The following is a 24,210-nucleotide window of genomic DNA, read 5'->3' as shown; positions in this document are numbered from 1 at the left end:
GCGGCGGCCCGGCGCTTCCCGTGTCCCCGTACCCGCGGACATCCGCAGAAAGCCGGTAGCGGCCTGATCATCGCCGCCCTGAGCAGGGCGGGGGCCGATGAACCCCGGGGCGCGGATGCCACCGGTCCAGCGGCCCGTCCACCGAGAATCGGTTCATGATCAGTCATTCGGGGCCCGCGTCCGACCCGATTCGACTATCGATCGACCGCGTTTTCAACGGCCCAGCCGATTCGGCGCACGGCGGTTACGCGTGTGCGAGATTCGCACGCGGATGCGGTCTGCCGCCGCCGCTGGCGGTCACGCTGCTCGTCCCGCCCCCGCTCGACAGCGCGATCGAGATATTTCCCGGCACGACGCGCTGCACGGTCCGGGCCGACGGGCAGTTGATAGCCACGGTGGCGACGCTGCCGAAGGGCGTGGGCGGTCCCGTCGCGGCGGTCGACCTGCGCACGGCCGAGGCCGCGGCGGAGCGTTTCAGCAACACCGATCACCCCTTCCCGACCTGCTTCGTCTGCGGGCACGGCCGATCGGGCGGGTCCGGTCTGCGGCTGCGGCCGGGCGCGCTGGCGGACCGGCCGGACACCGTCGCCTGCCCCTGGACACCGGCCGCCGAGTTGGGCGATCCCGTGCCCGAGGAATTCGTATGGAGCGCGCTCGACTGTCCGGGCGGCTGGGCCGGAACATCGTCCCCCGTCCGCGCGGTGCTGACCCGGATGTCGGCCGAGATCACCGGGCCCGTCCGGGCCGGGCGTCGGCACGCGGTCGTCGGGGCAGTGGTGCGCCGGCACGGCCGGACCCGCACGGTCGCCACCGCCCTCTATACCGACACCCTGCAGCTGGTCGCCAAGGCCACCGCGACGTGGACCGATTTTCCGGACCACACCGGCCACTGATCGGAAAGGAGATCGTGTGCGCCCAGATTCGTCCGACACCATCGCGGCGGTGTTCGAGCGCCGCGCCGCCGAGTTCGCCGATCGGGTCGCGATCAGCGCCCCCGCCGCCGAACTCACCTACGCGGAGCTGAACATTCGCGCCGACCGGCTCGCGGCACACCTGCGCGAGCTGGGCGTCCAGCCCGACGATCCGGTCGGTGTCGACCTGCCGCGCTCTGCCGACCTGATCGTGGCCCTGCTCGCCGTCGGCAAGGCCGGCGCGGGCTATCTCGCCCTGGATCCGTATCAGCCGGAGGAGGTTCGGTCGAGCATTCTGGCCGACGCCGGGGTCAAGGTGATCGTGACGCCCGAGGTCGTCGCCGAGGTGCCCGCGACGGCCGAGGCGTCGCCCACGGACACCTCGAGTGGGGAGAGCGTCGCCTACTTCGCCTACACCTCCGGTTCCACCGGCCGCCCCAAAGGGGTGTGCGTGCCGCATCGAGCGGTGTTGCGGCTGGTCACGAATCAGCCGTCGCTGCCCATCGATAGCGACGACGTCTTCCTCCAGCTGGCGCCGGTCGCCTTCGACGCCTCCACGCTGGAGATCTGGGGGCCGCTGCTCAACGGCGCCCGCCTGGTCGTCGCCCCGCCCGAGGAGTTGTCCCCGGCCGCGCTGGCCCGCCTGGTCGCGCGCGCGGGGGTGACGGTGCTGTGGCTGACGGCGGGCCTGTTCCACACCGTGGTGGATGCGGGCATCGGCCGCCTGAAAGGGTTGCGGTACCTGGTCGCCGGTGGCGACGTGCTCTCCGCCGACCACGTGAACCGGGCGCTGCGCGCGCTGCCCGGCACCACCCTGATCAACGGCTACGGGCCGACCGAGAACACCACCTTCACCGCCTGCCATCCGATCACCGAACCGCTCGACGACGACCGCGTCCCGATCGGGTATCCGATTCACGGCACCACTGTTCACCTGCTGACCGAGGATCTGGCACCGACGCCCGACGGCGAGGTCGGTGAATTGTTCGCCGCGGGTGCGGGTTTGGCGCTCGGATATCGGAACGATCCGGCGCTCACGGCGGCGCGGTTCATCCCGAATCCGTTCTCCCGGACGCCCGGTGACCGTCTCTACCGCACCGGCGATCTCGCCCGCCGACGGCCCGACGGGGTGCTGGAATTCCACGGTCGCACCGACGGCCAGGTCAAGATCCGCGGGTTCCGGGTCGAGACCGGGCAGGTCGAGACCGCCCTGCGCGGCCACCCAGAGGTCTTCGACGCGGCGGTCGTCGCGCGGGGCGACGACGGCGACCGGGTGCTGTCGGCGTTCTATCTCAGCGATCTGCCCCTGGTGTCGGCGGATCTGCGGACACATCTGGCGGAACTGTTGCCGCAGTACATGATTCCGGCGACCTTCCAGCGATTGGAGCGGCTGCCGTTGACCGGGAACGGGAAGGTCGACCGCACCGCGCTCGCCGCGATCGCCGCACCGCAGCGCCCCGAGCTGAGCACCGAGTACCGCGCCCCCGGCGGCGCGACCGAAACCTGGCTGGCGCAGCTGTGGGCCGACCTCATGCACGTCGACCGGGTGGGTGTCGACGACGACTTCTTCGAGCTCGGCGGCCATTCCCTGATGGCCACCCGCATCACCGTCGAGATCGGCGAACGGTTCGGGCGCACCGTCTCCGCGGTCACCTTCTACGAGGAGCCGACGATCGCCCGGCTCGCGGAACTGATCGAACAGGCCGCGGCCGACGGCACCGAGGAGGATCGCCGATGAGAATCACCGTGCCCGCGCCCGACGCGCCCGACATCGACCTCGCGACACTGGATCTCGCCGACCCCCTGCTCTACTCCACCGGAGACCCGCATCCGATCTGGGCGCAGCTGCGCCGCCGGGCTCCCGCCCACCGGCAGGTCCTTCCCGACGGCCGATCGTTCTGGTCGGTCACCCGCTACGGCGACGTGCGCGCCGTCCTGCGCGACCACACCCGCTTCACCTCCACGCGGGGCACGCTGCTGTCGATCCTCGGCGGCGCCGATCCGGCGGGCAGAAAAATGATGGCCGCCAGCGATCCCCCGGAGCACACCGAACTGCGCGAACCGCTCGGCAAGGTGCTGTCTGCGCGCGAACTGCGCACCCAGCTACCCCGCATCCGCGGCATCGTCGACACCCTGCTCGCGCCCGTATTCGACGGCGGCACCTGGGATCTGGCCGGTGCGCTGGCCGGGTTCCCGATGATGTTCACCGGCGCGCTGATGGGCATCCCCGAGTCCGACTGGCCCACCCTGACGCGGTTGACGACGATGTCGATCGCACCGCAGGACCCCGACTTCCGGGAGACCTCCGGAACCCTGGCGGCCGCCCATCACGACCTGTTCGCCTACTTCTCCACGCTGGTGCTGCACCGCAAGAAACATCCGTCCGACGACCTGGTGGGCTTTCTCACCCGCATGACCACCGCGGGCCGCCCCCTGCGCCACGACGAACTGGTCTACAACTGCTACAGCCTGCTGCTCGGCGCGAATGTCACCACGCCGCACGCGGTTGCGGCCACCGTGCTGGCCCTGATCGACAATCCCGCCCAGTATCGGCACTGGACCGCCGACCCGTCACTGACCCCGACGGCGGTCGAGGAGGGGTTGCGCTGGTCGTCGCCCGCGAACCATTTCATGCGCTATGTCGCCGCGGACACCACGCTCGCGGGCCACTCGATCGCCGCCGGTGAGGCGGTGGTGGCGTGGCTCGGCTCCGCCAACCGCGACGAGGACGCCTTCGCCGAGCCCTACCGGTTCGATCTCACCCGAACCCCGAACCCGCACATCGCGTTCGGATACGGGCCGCACTACTGCATCGGCGCGCCACTGGCGCGCATCGCCCTGCGGGTGCTGTTCGAACGGATCACGGCCGTGGTCGAGGAGTTCGCGGTCGCGGGCCCGGTCGAACATCTGGAATCGACCTTCACCGCGGGCGTGAAACGACTGCCGCTGACCGCACGCCTCTTCCCGCATGCACGACCGCCGGAACCGCTGTCCGGCACCGCGATTGCGGCCGTACCGACCCCTGCGACCGGAGGTATCGGATGAGTCCGAAGCGTCCCGGCAAACTGCTGCTGCGACCGCCCAGCGACGACTGTGCGGCACGGCTGTTCTGCTTCCCCTATTCGGGCCTGGGCGCCTCGATGTTCGGGCGCTGGCCCCGCCGCTTCGACGACATCGATGTCTGCCTGATCCAGCCGCCCGCACGCGAGAACCGCATGCGGGACCCGCATTTCGGCACCTACGAGCAGCTGGCCGAGGAGGTGGTCGACGGCCTCGCACCGCTGCTGGATCGCCCGTTCGGCCTGTTCGGCCACTGCGGTGGCGCGCTGGCGGCGTTCGCGACCGCACTGCTGCTCGCCGAGCAGTCACTGCCCGCCCCGCAGTGCCTGTTCGTCTCGTCCCAGGTGGCGCCGCACGACGGGCCGTTCGGCCGGTTCCTGAGCATGAGCGACGACGAACTCGAGGTCGAACTGGCCGACCTGACCCGCGCCCTGGGCGCCGAACCGCAGCCGGAGATTCTGGCCATGAGCCTGCGGGTGCTGCGCGCGGATGTCACCGCGAACCAGCGATACCGGCTCGATGCCCCCCGCATCCTGCCCGGCGGGCTCTGCGCGATCGGCTGGCACGCCGACCCCGAGATCCGGCCCGACCAGATGACCGGCTGGCACTCGTACGCGACCCCGGACCGGTTCTCCCGGGTCGTGCTGCCGGGCAGCCACTACGAGTTCCTCAGCGCCCCGGACCCATTGCTGCGGGAACTGAGCCGCGGACTCCGTCCGGTGACCATGGAGGTATAGACGGCAATGTCGGTTCGCATCTGGAGGCATACCCCGAAAGACGCTGCGCTGCTGGGGTTCACCGTGGCGCAGCTGGCGGTGATGATCTGGTTCGCGTGGAACTGGGACGGGCTCGGCGTCGCGGCGGCGATCGGCGGTTTCGTCCTGATCACCGTGCTGACCGCCTATCACATCATCGTGGTGTCGCACCTGTTCACTCACGTCCCGTGGTTCGTCTCGGCACGGTTGAATGCCGCGGTCTCGGTGCTGAATTCGATCTGCATCGGTCAGTCCGTGCAGATCTATCACCTGACCCACGTCCGAAATCACCATCGCTACAACAACGATCCGATCGGCCCGGACGGCACCACCGGCGACACCTCCTCCACCTATCGCGACGGCCGCGACGGGGAGCATACGCCGCTGCTGCGCTACGTGGTGTCCGGCGCCGTCGACAGCCTGATCACGCGTGGCCGGGAGGTGTGGGCGAGCACGCGCCTGTGGGGCGTCGGCTCGGGCGAGACGCACCTGCTGTCGCTGGTCTCCCGTCGGGAACCGCGGCGCACCCGGGAGTTGCGGCAGATCCGAGCGGACCGGGCCGCGCACATCCTGTCGCTGGCCGGGTTCGCGGCCCTGTCCTGGCAGTGGACGCTGCTGTGCTACCTGCCCGCCTTCTTCGCCGCGCTCATGCTGGTCAATGTTCAGAACTACTACCGGCACTTCGGGGCCGATCCCAGCCACCGCGGGGCGGACTCGGTGAGCTACTACGGCCGCGTGTACAACCGGCTCACCTTCAACGACGGCTATCACCAGGAGCACCACCTGAATCCGTCGGCGCACTGGTCCCAGCTGACGACGGTGCGCGAGCGGCGCAGAGACCTGCTCGACGCCCAGCCGCGGATCATCAGCCCGGTTCCGGCGATGCTCGGCTTCCTGCACCGGAACAGGCCGCTGCTGCACCGCACCCGGCCCTACACCCCGACGAACCGATGAACCACGGCGTGCACCAGCGCATTTCACTGCTGGCGGCCGAGCAGCCCGGGGCGACGGCGGTCACCGACGGAACCGTCACGCTGTGCTATCGGGATCTGGACCGGCAGGCCAACCGGCTCGCCCGGTTGCTCCGGCAGCGCGGCGCCGGACCCGAGGTGGTGGTCGGTGTCGCGCTCCCACGGACGCCGCGGCTGATCGTCGCCATCCTCGCGGTGCTGAAGGCCGGTGCCGCCTACTGCCCGCTGGACCCCTCCTACCCTCCGGAACGCCTGCGGCACATCCTCTCCGACGCACGTCCCCCCTTGCTGATCACCACCGACTCGATCGGGCGCCGGCTGTCGCTACCCGACGGCACCGCGGTGCTGGATCCGGACCGCGACGCCGCAGCTCTTGCGGCCCAGCCGGATACCGACCCGGAGGTGGCCGTCCATCCGGACCATCTGGCCTACGTGGTCCACACCTCCGGCTCCACGGGCGCGCCGAAAGGGGTGCAGATCCCGCATCGCGGCCTGAACAACCTCGTGGACTGGCACATTCGCGCCTACGGGATCACCCGCAGCGACCGCTGCGCACACGTGGCGTCCTTCGGGTTCGACGCCTCGGTGTGGGAGATCTGGCCGACGCTGGCGGCGGGCGCCGGGCTCCATCTACCGGACGACGCCGGGCGCACCCGGCCGGACAGCCTGGCCCGCTGGCTGGCGGAACGGCGCATCACGGTGACCTTCCTGCCCACGCCGCTGGCCGAGGAGGTGCTGCGAGTCCCGGATCACCGTGCGCTGCAGGCACGTCTGCTCCTCGTCGGCGGCGACGCGCTGACCGCGGCCCCACCCGTCGGTACCCCGTTCGGCGTCGTGAACCACTACGGCCCCACCGAGGCGACGGTGGTCGCCACCGCGGGTCCGGTATCCGCGGGTGCGGCCGGTCTGCCGTCCATCGGGTGGCCGATCGACGGGGTGCGGGCGCAGCTGCTCGACGAAAAACTGCTGCCGGTACCGGTCGGCACGCCCGGGGAGCTGTACCTGGCCGGACCCGGACTGGCTCGCGGCTACCTGGGTCGCCCCGGAGGGACGGCGGAGCGTTTCGTCGCCGATCCGTCCGGATCGGGCGAGCGGCTGTATCGGACCGGCGATATCGTGCGTCGAAGGGACGACGGGGCCATCGATTTCGTCGGTCGGCGCGACGATCAGGTGTCACTGCGCGGTGTTCGGATCGAACCAGGTGAGATCACCGCGCGCCTGCGGGCGCACCCGGAGGTCGCGGATGCCGCGGTGATCGTGCGACCCGCGCCCAACGGCCACGATCACCTGGCGGCCTATATCGTTCCTGCGTCCGGGAAGGCCACGCCCGCAGGCATTCTCGATTTCCTGCGGCAAACCTTGCCCGCCGCAATGGTTCCGGCGACTCTGATGTCCGTCCCGGCCTTCCCGCTGACCGCCCACGGCAAACTGGACCGGGCGGCTCTGCCGGATCCCGCGGCGGCCGAATCCGCTCTCGCCGAACCGCCCCGTGACGATCTCGAGGCCCTGATCGCCGAAGTCTGGTACGAGGTACTCGGTTTGGCGGACCGGGCACCGAATGTGCACGAGGACTTCCTGGCCCTCGGCGGGCATTCGCTGCTGGCGACGCAGTTGGTCGCGCGCCTGCGCGAGCTGCTCGACACCGACCTCCCCGCGCAGGTGGCGATGTCGGCGCCGACCGTGGCGGCGCTGGCCGAGGCGGTTCGCGGCGGTCATCCGGACCCGGATCGGCTCGCCACGCTGGTGCGCCTGCGCCGCGATGTCGCGGGGATGTCGGACGACGAGGTGGACCGGCTACTGGCCGAACTCGGCGGGGACGCGCTCTGACCCCGCCGACCGGCCCGCCACGGTCATGTCCACCACAGCAATTCGCCGTTCTCGGCGAGCCCGGTGAAGCAGGTGAGCAGCAGCCTGCCCCGGTCCGTTTCATCGCCGCCGAGCACACCGTGAATCAGATTGCCGTTGATGACGCACAGGTCACCGGATTCGACCGGGATGTCCAGGCTGGGATGGTCGACGAGCAGCTGCGGGGGGTACGGGTATCCGCTGTGCGTCACCCCGAGGCGGGCGCGAGTCGCGTCGTCGGGCAGCACATTCCACAGCCGGAGCGCGCCGCCGCGGCCGGGAATGTGCGGGTACACGTTAACCGCCATCACCCGGCGAATGCGCTGGATCTCGAACCCGGCCTGGAGCGGATCGCTCAGCTGCGCGAGATCGTCGTGCGGCAGCAGCAGATAGTCGCCGATATTGTTCCAGCACACCGCCTTCGACGATCCCGCCCGGCGGCCCCCGTGCGCCGCGGCACGCGCGCCCGCGACACCGCCGTGATCGACGAGTAGTTCGCGCAGCCGCGCCACCGGGTCGGCGGCGCCGCGGTACAGATCCGCCACCGCCTCGGCGGTGCGTTCGACAGTGTCGAGGTAGGCCGCGGTGGTCTTGTCGATATGTGAGGCACCCATGATGTATGCCTCGACCCCGTCGGCGCCCTCGCCGTAGCGCGGCGTGCGCGCGGGAGACGCCATGAAGTTGGCGGTGATCCTCCGGCGGTCCGCCTCGGGCACGAAGTCGCTGACCCGGTAGGCCGCGAGCCTGCCGTGCAGCACGTCCAGCACCCGCGCGACATCGACCTCACCGTGGGACCGATGCAGGCGAAACTGCTCGGCGGGCAAGGCCGTTCCGGTGACAGGCGCGGTGACGAGTTCCTCTGCGGTCATGTCTTCATGGTGCCGATCCGCGATCGTGCGCAACGTACCCCGCGCCACCTCGAAACCCCTGCCATGTCCGCAGCTCAGAACGCATGCGGCCGGATCGTGGTCGAATGGTACGGGCCGAGTGCGGTGCGCACCCGATCGCCGCGCCGCCGGTCACCGGTACAGGCGGCTCTGCAACTCGTACAGCTCCTGATAGAGGCCGCCGTTGCCGCGCAGCGTCTCGTGGTCGCCGATCTCGGTGATCCGCCCGGCGGTCAGCACGATGATCAGGTCCGCCATGGTGACGGTGGTGAAGCGATGCGATACCAGCAGCGTGATCGCGCCCGCCGCCGCCCGTTCGCGCACCATCTCGCCGATCCGCTCGAACAACTGCTTCTCGGCGAACGCGTCCAGCGCGGCCGCGGGCTCGTCGAGCACCACGAGCAGGGCGTCCTCCCGCATCAGAGCCCGGGCGAGCGCCAGCTTCTGCCACTGACCGCCGGACAGGTCCACCCCGCCCCACGTGGTGCCCAGCTGGGTGGCCAGGCCCGGATCCGGCAATCGGGTCAGCTCCGACGCGCCCGCACGGACCAGCGCGGCGGAGACGGCCTGCCGATCGTCGATGCGCGGCAGGTCGCCCAACCCCACCGATTCCGCGAGCAGGAACTCGAATCGCGCATGGTCCTGAAACGCCGGGCTCACCCGGTGCTGCCATCGATCCGGCGCGATACCCGCCAGGTCGGTGCCGTTCACCCGGATGACGCCCGCCGTCGGCTGGTACAGGCCGCTGAGCAGCTTCACCAGAGTCGACTTCCCCGAACCGTTTTCGCCGACGACGGCGACCACGCTGCCCTTCGGGATCCGCACCGACACCTCGCGCAGCACATCGCGGTCGGTGTCGGGATAGCGGAACGACACCGACTCCAGAGTGATCCCCTCGGTCAACGACGCGGGCGGCGACGCGTCGGCCTCGGGCCGGGCGGCGCGTCGGCTCACCTCGGTCAGCCACAGCAGCCGCCCGGCCGCGGCGGCCACCCGCTGGAAATAGGAGCCGAACTGCACGGCGGCGGCGAGCTGGGTATTGATCATGGTCGCGAGCGACACCACGAGCACGATCGTGCCGACGGCGGCCGCCCCACCGCCCTCGGTATCGGCGAGCATCAGCACGATCATGCCGACATACCCCGCCGCGAACACCAGCGACGCCGCCGCGGTCAACGCGGTTCCGCGCAGCGCCGCCCGCGCGGTCCGCCGCACGATCCGCTCACCGATCTCCTCGTGCCGGGTCAACACCTCGTCGACCAGACCGAACAGCCGCAGTTCCCGCCCGGCGGACAGCGACGCGGCCACCTGATAGAGATGGTCACGAGCCCTGGTGTCCTGGGCATTGTCCTCGCGAGCACGCTGGGCCATCCGAGTCGACGCCCGATGCGCCAGCACCTGCGGAATCCCGAACAGCGGCAATGCGAGTAGCACCGGGTGCAGCACCGCCAGCACCACGACCGCGCCCGTGAGCGACACGGCCACGCGCAGATTCAGCACGGCCGCATTGACCGCACCGGCCAGCGCGCTCCGTTCCTGGCGCAGCAGCGTCATCTGATTCACATACCGGGGCCGCTCGAAATGCTCGATGGTGGGTATCGACCCGGCCAGCCGCATCAGCTCGGTATCGATGTATCTGCCCGCCCGCTCGGAAACGACCGTGGTGAACCGCAAATAGCCGCGGCCGAACGCCGACGCCAGTCCCGCCGCTCCGGCCATGAACCCCGCCCCCGCCAGCACCCGCGCCACATCGCCGTGGACGATGGCATCGATGACGACCTTGATCCCGAGGGTCGAGGCCAGAGTGGCGAGATTCGCCAGCACCTGCATGCCGAACAGCAGACTCGCGCGCCGAGGGTCCGCCCGAAAGCACAGCGCGAAAACGGTCCCCGCCCGCCGCCACCAGGACGCCTCGCGCACCACCACAGGATCATCGGTCACGACGCGAGCCATTCCTCGAGTCGAGTTGGTCCGTCGTCGCGTCGAACCGGCCCGTTGTCGCGTCGACTCGGCCCGTCATCGCGTCGAACCGGCCCGTCATCGCGTCGACTCGGCCCGTCATCGCGTCGACTCGGCCCGTCATCGCGTCGAACCGGCCCGTCATCGCGTCGACTCGGCCCGTATTTCGACCGAGTCCGTCGAACCGCGACGACTGCGCACGGTACATCCGGGCGTATCGGCCCTCGGCCGCCAATAACGTCTCGTGGGAGCCGAATTCGGCGACTCTGCCGTCGACCAGGACGCCGATTGCGTCCGCTCGCCGCACCGTGGAGAAGCGGTGGGAGATGACGATGGTGGTGACCTCGTGGGTCAGCTCCAGGAACCGGTCGTAGAAGGCGCTTTCGGCGCGGGCGTCCAGGCTGGCGGTGGGCTCGTCGAGAATCAGGACACGGGCGCCCGCCTCCACGGCCAGTAGCGCTCGTGCCAGGGCGATGCGTTGCCATTCGCCGCCGGATAGATCAGCGCCGCCGGCGAGGTGACGGGCGAGCGGGGTGTCCCAGCCCGCGGGCAACGCTTCGATGCGTTCCAGGATGCCTGCCTTGGCCGCCGCTCTCCGCAGCGCCGCGTCGTCGCCGAGCAGCGGGATGGCGCCGAAGCCCACGTTTTCCCGAGCCGACAGCTCGAATCGCTGAAAGTCCTGGAATACCGCGGACACTCGACGCTGCCAGCCACGGGCGTCCAGCTCTCGCAGATCCGTGCCGTCCGCGAGGATGGCGCCCGCGTCCGGGTCGTAGAACCGGCACAGCAGCTTGATCAGCGTGGTCTTGCCCGCGCCGTTGTTGCCGACGATCGCCAGCGACCCCGACGCCGGGATGTCCAACTCGATGCCGTTCAGCACCGGTTTCTCCGTGCCCGGATAGCGGAAATGCACGTCCCGCAGGGTGATTCGCACTCCCGCGTTTCCCGGCGGTAACGGCGCGCCGGGACGCTCGACGACCCGGGCGGCGGCCCGCTCCACACCCGTCACCGCGGGCAGGGCGCTCAGGCCGTACGCGATCTGCATGTCCTGCTGTCCCCTGGTCGACACCTGACCGACGAGGGTGACCGCGCGCAGGAAGACCACCGCCGCACCGAGCCCGATCACGTGGTGCGCCGCGTCCGCACCGAGCAGTGCGTACGCCAGAAAGTTGGCCCCGCTGAGCATCAGCAGTGCCGCGAATGCCGGAACGCTCCGCGCGCCGCGCCGCTGCCACACCGCGTCCATCGTCTCGTCCCAGGCGATTCGGAATCGGTCGGTGAGCCATCCCGCGAGACCGAACAGGCGGATCTCCTTGGCCGCCTCCGGCCGCAACACCAGGTCGCGCAGGTAGTTCGAGCGCCGCAGTGCCGTCGTCTGCCGGGCGAGCGTGCGGGTCTGGTCGAGGTAGTCACGACGGCTCTCCCTGCTCCACCACAGCCCGGCCGCGAAAACCAGCACCGCGGGCCACCATCGGTAGCCGCACAGCACCACCAGCGCGCCGACGCACTGCACGAGTTGCACGGCGTTGGTGACGAATCCGCTGACCGCGCCGCCGGTGGTGTAGCCACCCATGCCCACTCCGGTGATGCGGGACAGCAGGTCTCGCACCTCGGGGGTGTCCAGGTGGGCCACTCCGGCGGGACCGTTCACGGCACGGATCGCGCGGCGCTGCAACCGCGCGTCCAGCCGCGCGCCGAGGGTGGCCGCGAGCTCGCTGCACAGCCGCGCCGACACCTGGCTCACCCCGAACAGAACGGCCAGGAGAACCAGCATCAGCACCGCGCGATGCCCGGCCGCGGCATGCAGGCCGGTGGGTCCGGCGCTCACGATCGCCGATACCAACCGGCCGGAGACGACGATCGCGAGCGTGGGTGCCGCGCCCGCCACGACGATCAGTCCGGCCAGCAGGCAGGTGAGTCCGCGGCCGTTGGCCGGCACCATCCGCATCAGCGTCAGGCCCGGCCACGGCTCGCGCGGCACCATCGGACGCTTCATCGGCGCGTCCTCAATCGCCCAGTACCGTTTCGAGGAATTCGCCGTACTCCCGCAACGATTCCGGCCGGAGCATCGTGAAATGGGAACAGTTCACGACGATTTCCTCGACGTTCCCGCCGATATAGGGCCGCCATCCGTGCGACGGCCGGAACCGGTGGCGGCTGTGCGGGGTGGTGATCATATGCAGGTCCCCGCGAAATGCCCCGGGTGTGTGCCCGGCGGCGAGTTGGCGGTTCATGCGCACGGCCTCGACCAGCAGATCCAGATACCAGTCCTGCGGCAGGGGAATATCGCGCCCGTCCGCCAGCGCGACGGCGGCCTCCTGGCTCAGTGGATCGGGGACCGCGGAGGAATCGACTCCGCTGTCGGACAGGATTTCCCGCAGGACCGCCGACTTGAACATCGCGGCCTCGATCTCGGCGACATCGGTGGTGAGGCGGGTATCCAGCATGATCAGTCGCCGTACCGAAAGGTCGCGCCCCTGAAGGACATTCGCTATCTCGTGCGCGACGCGGCCGCCGAACGACCATCCGATGAGGTCGTAGGGTCCTTCGGGTTGAATCTTGACGATCCGGTCCGCATAGTCTTCGGCCGCCGCGGTGAGCGACTCCGGCAGCGCATCGTCACCGGTGAAGGCCAGCCGCACGACGTGGACGGGGCGCCGCGTGTACTCGCCGAGCTCACGCCACCGCCACGGCATGATGCTGTGCGGATGTATGCAGAACACCGGGTTGCCGATGCCGTCGCGCACCTGCACCAGGGGCTCGAGGTCGGGCAGGGTGGTGAGGCCGGTTTCGACCAGGCGCGCCAGGCCCGCCACGGTCGGCTCCTCGAAGATCGCACGGGCCGCCATTCCCGTGCCGAACGATCGCTGTATCGCGGCGATCAAACGCATTGCCAGCAGCGAGTTTCCGCCGAGTGCGAAGAAGTTGTCGTCGACGCCGGGGCGATCGACTCCCAGCAGGTCCACGAACAGGCCCGCCAACACTTCCTCGGTCGGTGTCGACGGGGCGCGGTAACCGCTGCCGGTCGCGTTGTCGCGCACGGGCAGGGCGCGGCGATCGAGCTTTCCATTGGTGGTCAGCGGAAGGGCGTGCAGGACCACGAATGTCGACGGGATCATGTACTCGGGCAGTCGTTCCGACAGGTATTCGCGCAGGGTCGGCGGCAGGTCGCGCCGCTGCTGCTGGAGTCGGCGTCCGCGCAGTGGGTCGTTCACCAGCCGCACCGGCCGCGTGGACGGCGTCGGGAAGTCGATCCACGGCATGCCCGCCGGGTGCGGCTTGTCGCCGGGGCCGGTCACGGGCACGAATGCGGCGTCGAATCGGCCCTTGTCGTCGGTGTCGGCCCAGCTCAGTACCGCCCGATAACCATGTGTCACAGCCAGATCGTGCACATCTTCAGGATGCACCGCACCTGGAATCGACCGATGGATGCGGGCATTCGGTATCGCCCGCACCCCGACCGCACCCGTGCCGGTGAGCTGCGCGGCCAGCCGGTCCAGTGACGATGCCGGGGTCCATTCCAGCCAGTGCCCGACCGTGATCTCCGGGACCGACGCACCGACCTGGAGCACCGCCTCGTACCGGTACTGCGACATCTCATTGGCGAACCGCCCCCGACGCGGCATCACCTGCACCCGCGTCACCTCCGGCAACACCTCCGGCAGACCCGTGAAAAACACCGGATCGATAACCAACTCCGTCTCCTCGGCCATCCCCCGCGCCACCTCGAACGCCGGTGCCGCGGCACCACTTCCCTGGGCGAGTCGCACCCGAGTGTGGAAATCCTCCAGTATCCGCAGGTTCCGCACATCGCCGACCAGGATCTGCCCGCCGCCCGCGACCAGCCGTGTCGCCCCCTGCAACACCCGTACGAGGTAATCCCGGTCGGGGAAGTACTGGGCCACCGAGTTGATGATCACCACATCGAACCCGCCCTCGGGCAGGTCGCCCAGATCGGCGGCCTCCCGGCACAGCAACCGCACCCGCTGTAGGCCGCGCTGATCCAACGCCGACCGCAATCCTGCCAGGGTCTCCGCCGAGAAGTCGACGCCGACGTACTCCTCCGCCTCCGTCGCCAGCCGCGACAGCAGCAGCCCTGTGCCGCACCCGATTTCCACGATCCTGCGGCCACCCAGTGCCCGCACGCGGTCCACGCTCGCGTCCACCCATTCCCGCATCTCCTCGGCGGCAAGGGGTTCGCCGGTGTAGCTGCTGTTCCACCCCGACACATTGAAGCCACCGTCGATGCCGCTGCCCCACTCGCCCTGAACGTCATCGAAGATCGACCGCCAATCGGCCACCTGCTCACCGGCCAGACCATCCGCCGCATCGATGATGGTCTCGCCGTCGCCCCCGTCCGGGACGGCGGCATTCTCGCCGGGCACCAGGTAGGCCACCAGTCGCACATCTCCCGGCGCGTCCTCCCGCGCCACCACCGCCGCTTCGGCGACCCCGGTATGGCTGGTCAGCGCCGCCTCGACCTCTCCCGGCTCGATCCGGAACCCACGGACCTTCACCTGATCGTCGAGTCGCCCGACGAACTCCAGGACACCCGAGCGCGTCCACCGGACCGCATCCCCGGTGCGGTACAACCGCGACCCGGGCGGCCCGAACGGGTCGGGCACGAACCGATCCGCCGTCGGACCGCCACGAGCCACATAACCCCGGGCCACCCCCGCACCGCCGATATACAGCTCCCCCATCACGCCCACCGGGGCCACATTCCCGAACCCGTCCAGCACATACACCCGCGAATTGCCCACCGGCACACCGATCGACGGCGAACGACCCGACTCGATTGCGGACCAGGTGGTATCCACCGTGCACTCCGTCGGTCCGTACAGGTTGTAGGAGACCCCGGCATGGCCCGCCAACCGGTCCCACAGCTGTTGATCCACCGCCTCACCGCCGAGCAGCACTCGCGGCGCCGAACCGGCCGCACCGTCGAGCAGGCCCTCGTCCACCAGCAACCGCGCCAACGACGGTGTCGCATCGACCATGTCGATCCCGTGGTCGCGCACGTAGTCGACCAGTTCGCGGGCGTCGCGCCGCACCGATTCCGGAATCACGTGCAGCACATGCCCGCACATCATGGGCAGCAGCTGCTTCACCGAGGAATCGAAGACCAGCGACGCGAACAAACCCACCGTCGACCGCGACACCCCGGCATCCGGATAGATACTCGCGAGGAACGAACCGAGATTCGACAGCGAATGGTGTTCGACCACAACACCTTTCGGCCGCCCGGTGGAACCGGAGGTATAGATGACATACGCCATGTTCTCCGGCCCGGCGGTCGGGGCGAGCCGACCCCGGTCCGACGCGTGTTCGAACTCGCCGACATCGACGAGCCCGACCCCCGCGGCAACCGGCACCACCGATGAGGTCGACGAATCGGTCACCACGACCGGCACCGCGACATCGGCGAGAATCCCGGCCAGCCGATCGGTGGGGTACGCCGGGTCCAGCGGCAGGTACGCGCCACCGGCCTTCAGGACGGCCACGATGGCCACAATCGCCGCGACACCGCGCTCGACACACACGCCGACGACGGTCTCCGGACCCACACCCGCGTCCCGCAACCGCCACGCCACCCCATTGGCCCAGGCATCCAGCTCGCGATAGGACAACCGTCGCTGGCCGCACACCACCGCCACGGCATCCGGTGCACGATCCGCCCAGCCCTCGAGCAGCGACACCACGGTCCCCGTCTCCGGCGACCCCACGGCGGTCCGATTACGTTCCACCACAACATCGGTCCATTCGGCACCCGCCACCACGGGCAGCGCCGACAATCGCACACTCACATCCGCGACCACGGCCTGCACGATTCCCACGAACCGCTCGGCCAGCATCTGCACCGTCACCGCATCGAACAGGTCCCGCGCGTAGACCAGGCGACCGACGAGTTCATCGGCGTGTTCGTACATATGCAGTTCGAGATCGAATCGGACGATGCTGGTGCTCACTCCGAACAGTTCCGTCTCGGTGCTGGACATCCGGAGATCTTCACGGGGTGCGTTCATCAATTGGAAGGTGGTCTGCACCAGGGGATTACGGGAGAGATCCCGTTCCGGTGCCAGTTCCTCCACCAGCCGTTCGAACGGCAGATCCTGGTGCGCGTAGGCACCGAGCGCAGTCTCGCGCGTGCGCGTCAACAGTTCCTCGAACGTCGGATCACCCGCACAGTCCGCCCGCATCACCAAGGTGTTGACGAAGAACCCGATCAGCTCCTCGAGTTCCGGCCGCACCCGCCCGGCGATCGGAACGCCCACCGCGAAATCCTCGCCGCCGCCGTAACGGCTGAGCAACGCCTGGAATGCGGCCAACAGTGTCATGAACAGCGAGACCTGGTATCGGCGGCTCAGCGTGCGCAGCCGCTCGCTCAGCTCCGCCGACAGCGCGAAGACGTGCGCGCCGCCATCGAAACTGGCGACGGCCGGGCGTGGCCGATCCAACGGCAACTCCAGCGGAACCAACCCCTCCAACCGATCCCGCCAATACCCCAACTGCTCCTCGAGCACCACCCCCGACAACCAATCCCGCTGCCACACCGCAAAATCCGCATACTGCACCGACAACGGCGACAACGGCGACTCCTCCCCCGCCGAATACGCGTCGTACAGCGCGTTGAACTCGCGCACGAGCACACCGATCGACCACCCGTCGGACACGACGTGATGCATCGTCAACAACAGCACGTGGTCGTCGTCGGCCAACCGCACCAGACACGACCGCAGCAACGGGCCCGTCGACAGATCGAACGACCGCCGCGCCTCCTCCCGCGCCACAACCCGCGCCCGCTGCACCGGATCGCCCGAATCCGACACGTCCACCACCGCCAGCAGGGACTCCGTCGGCGGCTCGCCCACCACCTGACGCGGCTCACCGGCCACGCTCACCAGCACCGTCCGCAACACCTCGTGCCGCGCCACGATCTCCCGCACGGCTCGATCCACGGCGTCCACGTTCACCGGGCCCCGCAACCGATACGAGAACGGCATGTTGTAGAACGAATTCCCCGGCACCAGCTGGTCCAGGAACCACAGGCGCTGCTGTGCGAACGAAACCGGTAGCGCACCCGACCGATCCGCCCGGCCGATCGCCCGGTCTTTTCCGGATCCGCCCTTGCCCGCCAGCATTCGCTCCACCAGCAACCGACGACGCGAGCTCTCAATCGAATCGGCCACAGTATGCTCCATCCACATCGAGGGATCGCGGGTTACGCATCGTATTCACGAAGCAGGCGCTCGACTTCTTCGTCGCTCATATTCGACACGGCATCGGTGATCTGTTGTCGCCGTTCGACAATCGACTCCGCGATCCGCTCGGCGAGCTCGGCGATGGTGGGGGTGTCGAACATGATGCGAACCGGCAATTGCACATCGAACGCCTCCGATGCCCGGGTGACCACCTGGGTCGCCAGCAGCGAATGACCGCCCAGCTCGAAGAAATTGTCGAACACACCCACCCGGTCCAGGCTCAGTACCGCGCGCCAGATCCCCGCCAGGGTCTCCTCGTCCGGATTGCGCGGCTCCACCAGTTCCGCCCGCAGGGCACGCCGTCCCTCCGGGGCGGGCAGGGCTCGCCGATCCAGTTTGCCGTTGGCGGTCAACGGAAGCGCGTCCAGCACCACGAAGCTCGACGGAATCATGTACTCGGGCAGGCGATCCGACAGATACTCGCGCAGTACCGGCGGTAAGGTCCGGCGATGCTGCTGGAGTCGTCGCCCGCGCAACGGGTCGTTCATCAGGCCGGTCGGCCGCGCCGAGGCCACCGGGAACTCGATCCACGGCATCCGCGCGGAATCGGGTTCGGTCGCGGGAACGAATGCGGCGTCGAAGCGGCCGTGCCGGTCGGTGTCGGCCCAGCTCAGGACGGCCCGGTAGCCGTGCTCGGCGGCCAGCTCGTACAGATCCTCGGGGTGCACCGCACCCGAAACGACCCGGTGCATACGCGCATTCGGTACCGCTCGCACGCCGATCACACCCGCGCCGGTCAGCTGCCCGGCCAGCCACTCCAGCGACGATTCCGGCTCGGACCATTCCAGCCACCGCCCGACCGCGGTCCCGGCGACCGGCTCGCCGACGCGCAGCACCGCCTCGTACCGGTACTGCGACATCTCGTTGGCGAATCGCCCGCGTCGCGGCATCACCTGCACCGCAACGATTTCCGGAAGCGTCCGCGGTAGCTCGGTGAAGAATGCCGGGTCGATCAGCAATTCGGTTTCCTCGGCGACTCCCCACGCCACCTCTTGCGCCGACACCGCCGCGTCACCGCGCTTGGCGGCCTGCACCCGCGTGTGGAAATCCTCCAGCACCCGAAGGTTCCGCACGTCGCCGACGAGGACGTGTCCGCCGCCCACTGCCAGCCGGGTCGCCTCCCGCAGGACCCGCATCAGATACTCCTGGTCCGGGAAGTACTGGGCCACCGAATTGATGACCACCACATCGAACCCGCCCTCGGGCAGATCACCCAGATCGGCGGCTTCCCGGCACAGCAGCCGCACCTGGCTCAGGTCGTGTTCGTCGAGCACCTGTTGCAGCCCGGCCAGTGTCTCGGCCGAGAAGTCGACGCCGACGTACTCGTCCGCCCGCGACGCCAGCCGCGACATCAGCAAGCCTGTGCCGCAGCCGATTTCCAGGATTCTGCGGCCGCCCAGCGCCGAGATGCGGTCCACACTCGCCTGCACCCATTCCCGCATCTCCTCGGCGGGAATGGGTTCGCCGGTGTAGCTGCTGTTCCAGCCCGACACATTGAAGCCGCCATCGATGTCGCCGCCCCACTGTCCCTGCACGTCATCGAAGATCGACCGCCAGTCCGCCACCTGGTCACCGGCCAGCTCCTCGGCCCCGTCCGCCACATCGATACCGGTCTCGGCGTCGGTGTCGGGCACGATATAGGCCACCAGCCGCAGGTCGCCCGGGGAGTCCTCGCGCGCCACCACCGCGGCCTCGGCCACCCCGTCGTGACCGGTGAGCGCGGCTTCGATCTCGCCCGGCTCGATCCGGAAGCCCCGCACCTTCACCTGATCGTCGAGTCGCCCGACGAACTCCAGCACACCCGACCGCGTCCACCGCACCGCGTCACCGGTCCGATACAACCGAGAGCCGGGCGGCCCGAACGGGTTCGGCACGAAACGGTCCGCGGTCGGACCACCCCGACCCACGTACCCGCGAGCGACGCCCGCCCCACCGATATACAGCTCCCCGGCCACGCCCACCGGAACCACATTCCCGAACCCGTCCAGCACATACGCCTGTGAATTCGAGATCGGCCCGCCGATGGCGACGGGCCGGGAGCTGTCGAGGTCATCGATCGAGATCGGCCCGCAGCAGCTGAATGTGGTGCATTCGGTCGGGCCGTAGCCATTGATCAGTTGCAGCGCCGGGACGGCGCGGCCCACGCGCGCCACATGATCCGGAGACAGTGCTTCGCCACCCACCAGCAGTTGTTTCAGTCCCGCGAACACCGTCGGGTCCGAATCGCTGAGCGCGTTGAACATGGCCGAGGTCAGCCACGCGGTCGTCACTGCGGCACGGTCGAACAGCTCACGAAGACCGGCCGCGGAGGGAACCCGTTCCTGCGACACCACGCAGCTTCCGCCGTGTGCCAGCGGGCCCCAGATCTCGAAGGTGGAGGCGTCGAATGCCAGCGGCGCGGCCTGCAGCATCACCACGTCGTCGCCCAGGTTCGCGTAGTTCGCGTCCCAGATCAATCGCAGGATCGAGCGATGTTCGATCGCAACGCCTTTCGGACGGCCGGTGGAGCCCGACGTGTACATCACATACGCCGCGTTCCCGGGTTCGGCCGTGAGCGCGAGCCGACCCCGATCCGCGCCGCGTTCGAGCTCGCCGATATCGATCGACTCGCGCCCCGGCAGCACGGACGAGGTCGACGAATCGGTGAGCACCACGCGTGCGTCGGTGTCGGTGAGCGCCTGCGCGATCCGATCGGTGGGATGCCCCGGGTCCAGCGGCAGGTACGCGCCACCGGCCTTGAGCACGCCCAGGATCGCCGCAATCGCCGCGGTGCCGCGCGGAAGACAGACGCCCACAATGGTTTCGGTGCCCACGCCCGCATCCCGCAGCCGCCACGCCACCCGGTCGGCCCAGGCATCCAGCTCGCGATACGACAGCCGCTGGTCGCCGCACACCACGGCCACGGCATCCGGCGCGCTGTCGGCCTGCTTCTCGAACAGCGCCACCACGGTCGTCTTCGGCAGCTCCACGGCGGTCCGATTGCGTTCCACCACAATATCTGTCCACTCGGCGCCCGTGACCACGGGAAGCTCCGACAGCCGCACGCTCACATCACCGACGATGGCTTCGAGCACCTTGACGAACCGGTCGTGCATGACCTCGATCGTCGCCGCATCGAACAGATCTCGGGCGTAGACGAATACCCCGGCCAGCTGTTCGCCCTGCTCGATCATGTGCAGTTCCAGGTCGAATCGCACGATATTGGATTCGACGTCGAAGGTCTCGGCCTTCGTTCCGGCGAGTGTCAACTCCTCGCGGGGCGCATTCATCAGTTGAAAGATGACCTGCACCAAGGGGTTACGGGACAGCTCGCGTTCCGGCGCGAGTTCTTCGACCAGCCGCTCGAAAGGCAGATCCTGGTGCGCGTAGGCGCCGAGCGCGGTCTCGCGCGTAGTGTCTCCGCGGAGAAGTCGACGCCGACGTACTCCTGCGCATGCGATGCCAGCCGCAGCGCCAGCAGGCCGGTACCACAGCCGATCTCCAGAATGCGGCGGCCGCCCAGCGCCAGCACGCGGTCCACGCTCGCGTCCACCCATTCGCGCATCTCCTCGGCGGCAAGGGGTTCACCGGTGTAGCTGCTGTTCCACCCCGACACATTGAAACCGCCGTCCGCGGCGGCGCGTTCCGACCCTTGCACGTCGTCGAAGATCATCCGCCAGTCGGCGACCTGATCACCGGCCAATGTCTCGGTGTGGTGCGGGGTTTCGTCGTTGGCGCCACTCTCGGCGGGCACTACATAGGCAACCAGCCGAATATCGCCGGGTGTGTCTTCTCGCGCCAAGACCGCCGCGTCGTTGACGATCGGATAGCCGGTCAGCGCGGATTCGATCTCACCCGGTTCGATCCGGAAGCCCCGCACCTTCACCTGATCGTCCAGTCGGCCGACGAATTCCAGCACACCCGACCGTGTCCAGCGCACCGCGTCACCGGTGCGATACAGCCGAGAACCGGGCGGCCCGAACGGGTCCGGCACGAACCGATCGGCGGTCGCTCCGCCTCGGCCCACATAGCCCCGCGCCACCCCCGCACCGCCGATATACAGCTCCCCCACCACGCCGATCGGGGCGATATTCCCGGACCTATCCAGCACATACACTCGCGAATTGCCCACCGGCACACCGATCGACGGGGAACAACCGGACTCGATCGCGGCCCAGGTCGTGTCCACCGTGCACTCGGTGGGCCCGTACAGGTTGTAGGAAGCTCCGGCGGTGTCCGCCAACCGATCCCACAGCTGTTGATCCACCGCCTCACCGCCGAGCAGCACTCGCGGCACGGTCTCACCGTCCAGCAGACCGTCGTCGATCAGCACTCGCGCCAGCGACGGTGTCGCATCCATGATGTCGATCCCGCCGCGGCGCACGTAGCTCACCAGTTCTCGGGTATCGCGCCGCACCGATTCCGGAATCACGTGCAGCACATGCCCGCACATCATGGGCAGCAGCTGCTTCACCGAGGAATCGAAGACCAGCGACGCGAACAAACCCACCGTCGACCGCGACACCCCGGCATCCGGATAGATACCACCGGAGAGGAATGCGCACAGATTCGACAGCGAACGATGCTCGACCACAACGCCTTTCGGACGCCCGGTCGATCCCGAGGTGAAGATGACGTAGGCCGCGTTCCCGGGGCGGATCTCCACCATCGGGCGATCGGACCGCTCGCCGGACCCCGGCCGTTCCACATCCACCCGCCGCAGACCCGGCATCGAGTCCACGATCGACGCCGAGAACGCTCCGGACTCGGTGTCGGTCAGCAGAATTGCCGCGCCGGTATCGGTCAGCGCCTGCGCGATTCGATCCGCGGGGTGGCCGGGATCCAGCGGCAGATACGCGCCACCGGCCTTCAGGACCGCGACGATCGCCACGATAGCCGCCACGCCACGCTCGACACAGATTCCGACGACCGTCTCCGGCCCGACGCCCGCGTCCCGCAGACGCCATGCCACACCATTGGCCCACGCATCCAGCTCCGCATACGACAGCCGCTGTTGTTCGCACACGACCGCTTCCGCGTCCGGTGTCCGGTCTGCCCACTGTTCGAGCAGCGACACCACCGTCGCCGCTCCGGGTAGTTCCATCGCCGTCCGGTTGCGCAGCTCGACGAGGTCGGTCCATTCGCCACCGACCACCATCGGCAATTCCGACAGCCGCACTCCGACGTCGCCCACCACCGTTTCGAGGATGGCCACGAACCGCTCCGCCAATACCCGCACGGTAACCGCATCGAACAGATCCCGCGCGTAGATGAACGCGCCCTCCAGCTGTTCGCCCTGTTCGATCATGTGCAGTTCGAGATCGAACCGGACGATGTCGGCGTCGACATCGAATTCGTCCTCGGTCGTCGCACCGATCCGAATGTCTTCGCGAGGAGTATTGATCAGCTGGAAGGTGGTCTGCACCAGAGGGTTACGGGACAGGTCCCGCTCCGGTGCCAGTTCCTCCACCAGCCGCTCGAAGGGCAGGTCCTGGTGCGCGTAGGCGCCGAGCGCGGTCTCGCGCGTGCGCGTCAGCAATTCCTCGAACGTCGGGTCCCCCGCGCAGTCGGCCCGCATGACCAGCGTATTCACGAAGAATCCGATCAGCTGCTCCAGCTCCGGACGCACCCGTCCGGCGATCGGGACGCCGACCGCGAAATCCGCATTGCCGCCGTACCGGCTGAGCAGCGCTTGGAACGCCGCCATCAAGGTCATGAACAGCGACACCTGATACCGGCGGCTCAGTGCCCGCAGCCTCTCGCTCAACTCGGCCGACAGGGAAAACGAATGCGCGCCACCATCGAAACTCGCGACGGCCGGACGGGGTCGATCCAACGGCAATTCCAACGGGGCCAGCCCGTCCAGCCGATCCCGCCAGTATCCCAGCTGCTCCTCCAGCACCGGACCGGACAACCAATCCCGTTGCCACACCGCGAAATCCGCGTACTGCACCGGCAGCGGCGGCAGGGGCGACGGCTCACCCGCGGCGAACGCCTTGTACAGCGTGTTCAGTTCACGCAGCAGCACCCCGATCGACCACCCGTCGGACACGATGTGATGCATCGTCAGCAATAACACGTGGTCGTCGTCGGCCAACCGCATCAGGCACGCCCGCAACAGTGGACCCACCGACAGGTCGAAGGGACGTCGCCCCTCCGCGCGCGCCGACTCCCGTGCGCGCGCCAACGGATCGATGGCGCCGGACAGATCCACCACGGGCAATACCGACCCGACCGGCGGCTCACCGACGACCTGCCGCGGCTCACCGCCCGCGCTCACCAGCGCCGTCCGGAACACCTCGTGCCGCACCATCAGCTCCCGCACGGCCCGGTCCAGCGCGCCCGCATCGACCGAACCCCGCAGCCGGAACGACACCGGCATGTTGTAGAACGGGTTCCCCGGCACCAGCTGATCGAGAAACCACAACCGCTGCTGCGCGAACGACACCGGCAGCGCACCGGATCGATCCGCCCGGCCGATCGTCCCGCCTCCGCCCGGCGACCCGCCCGCCGCCAGCATCCGTTCCACCAGCAACCGACGGCGCGACGCAATCGAACTCTCAGCCGAACCGGACACGGCA

At 68.9% G+C, this 24,210-nt stretch carries 12 protein-coding genes; 6 read left to right on the top strand and 6 right to left on the bottom strand.

Annotation, left to right across the window (positions count from 1 at the left end):
• The first annotated feature begins 155 nt into the window (after positions 1-155).
• Genes HPY32_RS07465 through HPY32_RS07440 form a run of 6 tightly spaced genes read left to right on the top strand, consistent with a single transcriptional unit; the run spans position 156 to position 7,524 of the window.
• Positions 156-893, top strand: a complete 738-nt coding sequence (locus HPY32_RS07465; RefSeq protein WP_067592096.1) for a hotdog fold domain-containing protein — start codon at positions 156-158, stop codon at positions 891-893.
• Positions 894-909: 16 nt separating this feature from the next.
• Positions 910-2,649: a non-ribosomal peptide synthetase gene (locus HPY32_RS07460; RefSeq protein WP_067592099.1), complete on the top strand. Its 1,740-nt coding sequence runs from the start codon at positions 910-912 to the stop codon at positions 2,647-2,649.
• Positions 2,646-3,956 (top strand): cytochrome P450, encoded by a 1,311-nt coding sequence (locus HPY32_RS07455; RefSeq protein WP_067592102.1) that lies wholly within the window; start codon positions 2,646-2,648, stop codon positions 3,954-3,956. Before HPY32_RS07460 ends, HPY32_RS07455 begins: the two co-directional genes overlap by 4 nt.
• Positions 3,953-4,708, top strand: coding sequence for a thioesterase II family protein (locus HPY32_RS07450; RefSeq protein WP_067592105.1), 756 nt, complete (start codon positions 3,953-3,955; stop codon positions 4,706-4,708). The genes HPY32_RS07455 and HPY32_RS07450 overlap by 4 nt, the downstream gene beginning before the upstream one ends.
• A 6-nt stretch (positions 4,709-4,714) precedes the next feature.
• Positions 4,715-5,680, top strand: coding sequence for a fatty acid desaturase family protein (locus tag HPY32_RS07445; protein WP_067592107.1), 966 nt, complete (start codon positions 4,715-4,717; stop codon positions 5,678-5,680).
• 8 nt (positions 5,681-5,688) lie between these two features.
• Positions 5,689-7,524 (top strand): non-ribosomal peptide synthetase, encoded by a 1,836-nt coding sequence (locus tag HPY32_RS07440; protein ID WP_171982744.1) that lies wholly within the window; start codon positions 5,689-5,691, stop codon positions 7,522-7,524.
• 23 nt (positions 7,525-7,547) lie between these two features.
• Here HPY32_RS07440 and HPY32_RS07435 read toward each other — a convergent pair whose 3' ends face one another.
• From HPY32_RS07435 to HPY32_RS44455, 6 genes are all read right to left on the bottom strand, one after another.
• Positions 7,548-8,411 carry a hypothetical protein gene (locus HPY32_RS07435; RefSeq protein WP_067596125.1) on the bottom strand — a complete coding sequence of 288 codons (864 nt, stop codon included), beginning with the start codon at positions 8,409-8,411 and terminating at the stop codon, positions 7,548-7,550.
• 150 nt (positions 8,412-8,561) lie between these two features.
• Complete coding sequence (locus tag HPY32_RS46085) at positions 8,562-10,370, bottom strand: ABC transporter ATP-binding protein (RefSeq protein ID WP_171982743.1); 1,809 nt, start codon at positions 10,368-10,370, stop codon at positions 8,562-8,564.
• Positions 10,360-12,384, bottom strand: coding sequence for an ABC transporter ATP-binding protein (locus HPY32_RS07425; RefSeq protein WP_067592113.1), 2,025 nt, complete (start codon positions 12,382-12,384; stop codon positions 10,360-10,362). Before HPY32_RS07425 ends, HPY32_RS46085 begins: the two co-directional genes overlap by 11 nt.
• A gap of 10 nt (positions 12,385-12,394) precedes the next feature.
• Entirely contained in the window at positions 12,395-17,578 is a 5,184-nt protein-coding gene (locus HPY32_RS07420) for a non-ribosomal peptide synthetase (RefSeq protein ID WP_171982742.1), read from the bottom strand.
• A 32-nt stretch (positions 17,579-17,610) separates the two neighbouring features.
• Positions 17,611-20,988: a non-ribosomal peptide synthetase gene (locus HPY32_RS43825; RefSeq protein WP_253949668.1), complete on the bottom strand. Its 3,378-nt coding sequence runs from the start codon at positions 20,986-20,988 to the stop codon at positions 17,611-17,613.
• Entirely contained in the window at positions 20,919-24,206 is a 3,288-nt protein-coding gene (locus HPY32_RS44455) for a non-ribosomal peptide synthetase (RefSeq protein ID WP_171982741.1), read from the bottom strand. Before HPY32_RS44455 ends, HPY32_RS43825 begins: the two co-directional genes overlap by 70 nt.
• Between the last annotated feature and the right edge of the window lie 4 nt (positions 24,207-24,210).

The sequence above is a fragment of the Nocardia terpenica genome (assembly GCF_013186535.1).
In the GTDB taxonomy this organism is placed as follows: Bacteria; Actinomycetota; Actinomycetes; order Mycobacteriales; family Mycobacteriaceae; genus Nocardia; species Nocardia terpenica.
The sequence above is the reverse complement of the archived record's forward strand: the minus strand, read 5'-3'. Positions and strand labels throughout refer to the sequence as shown.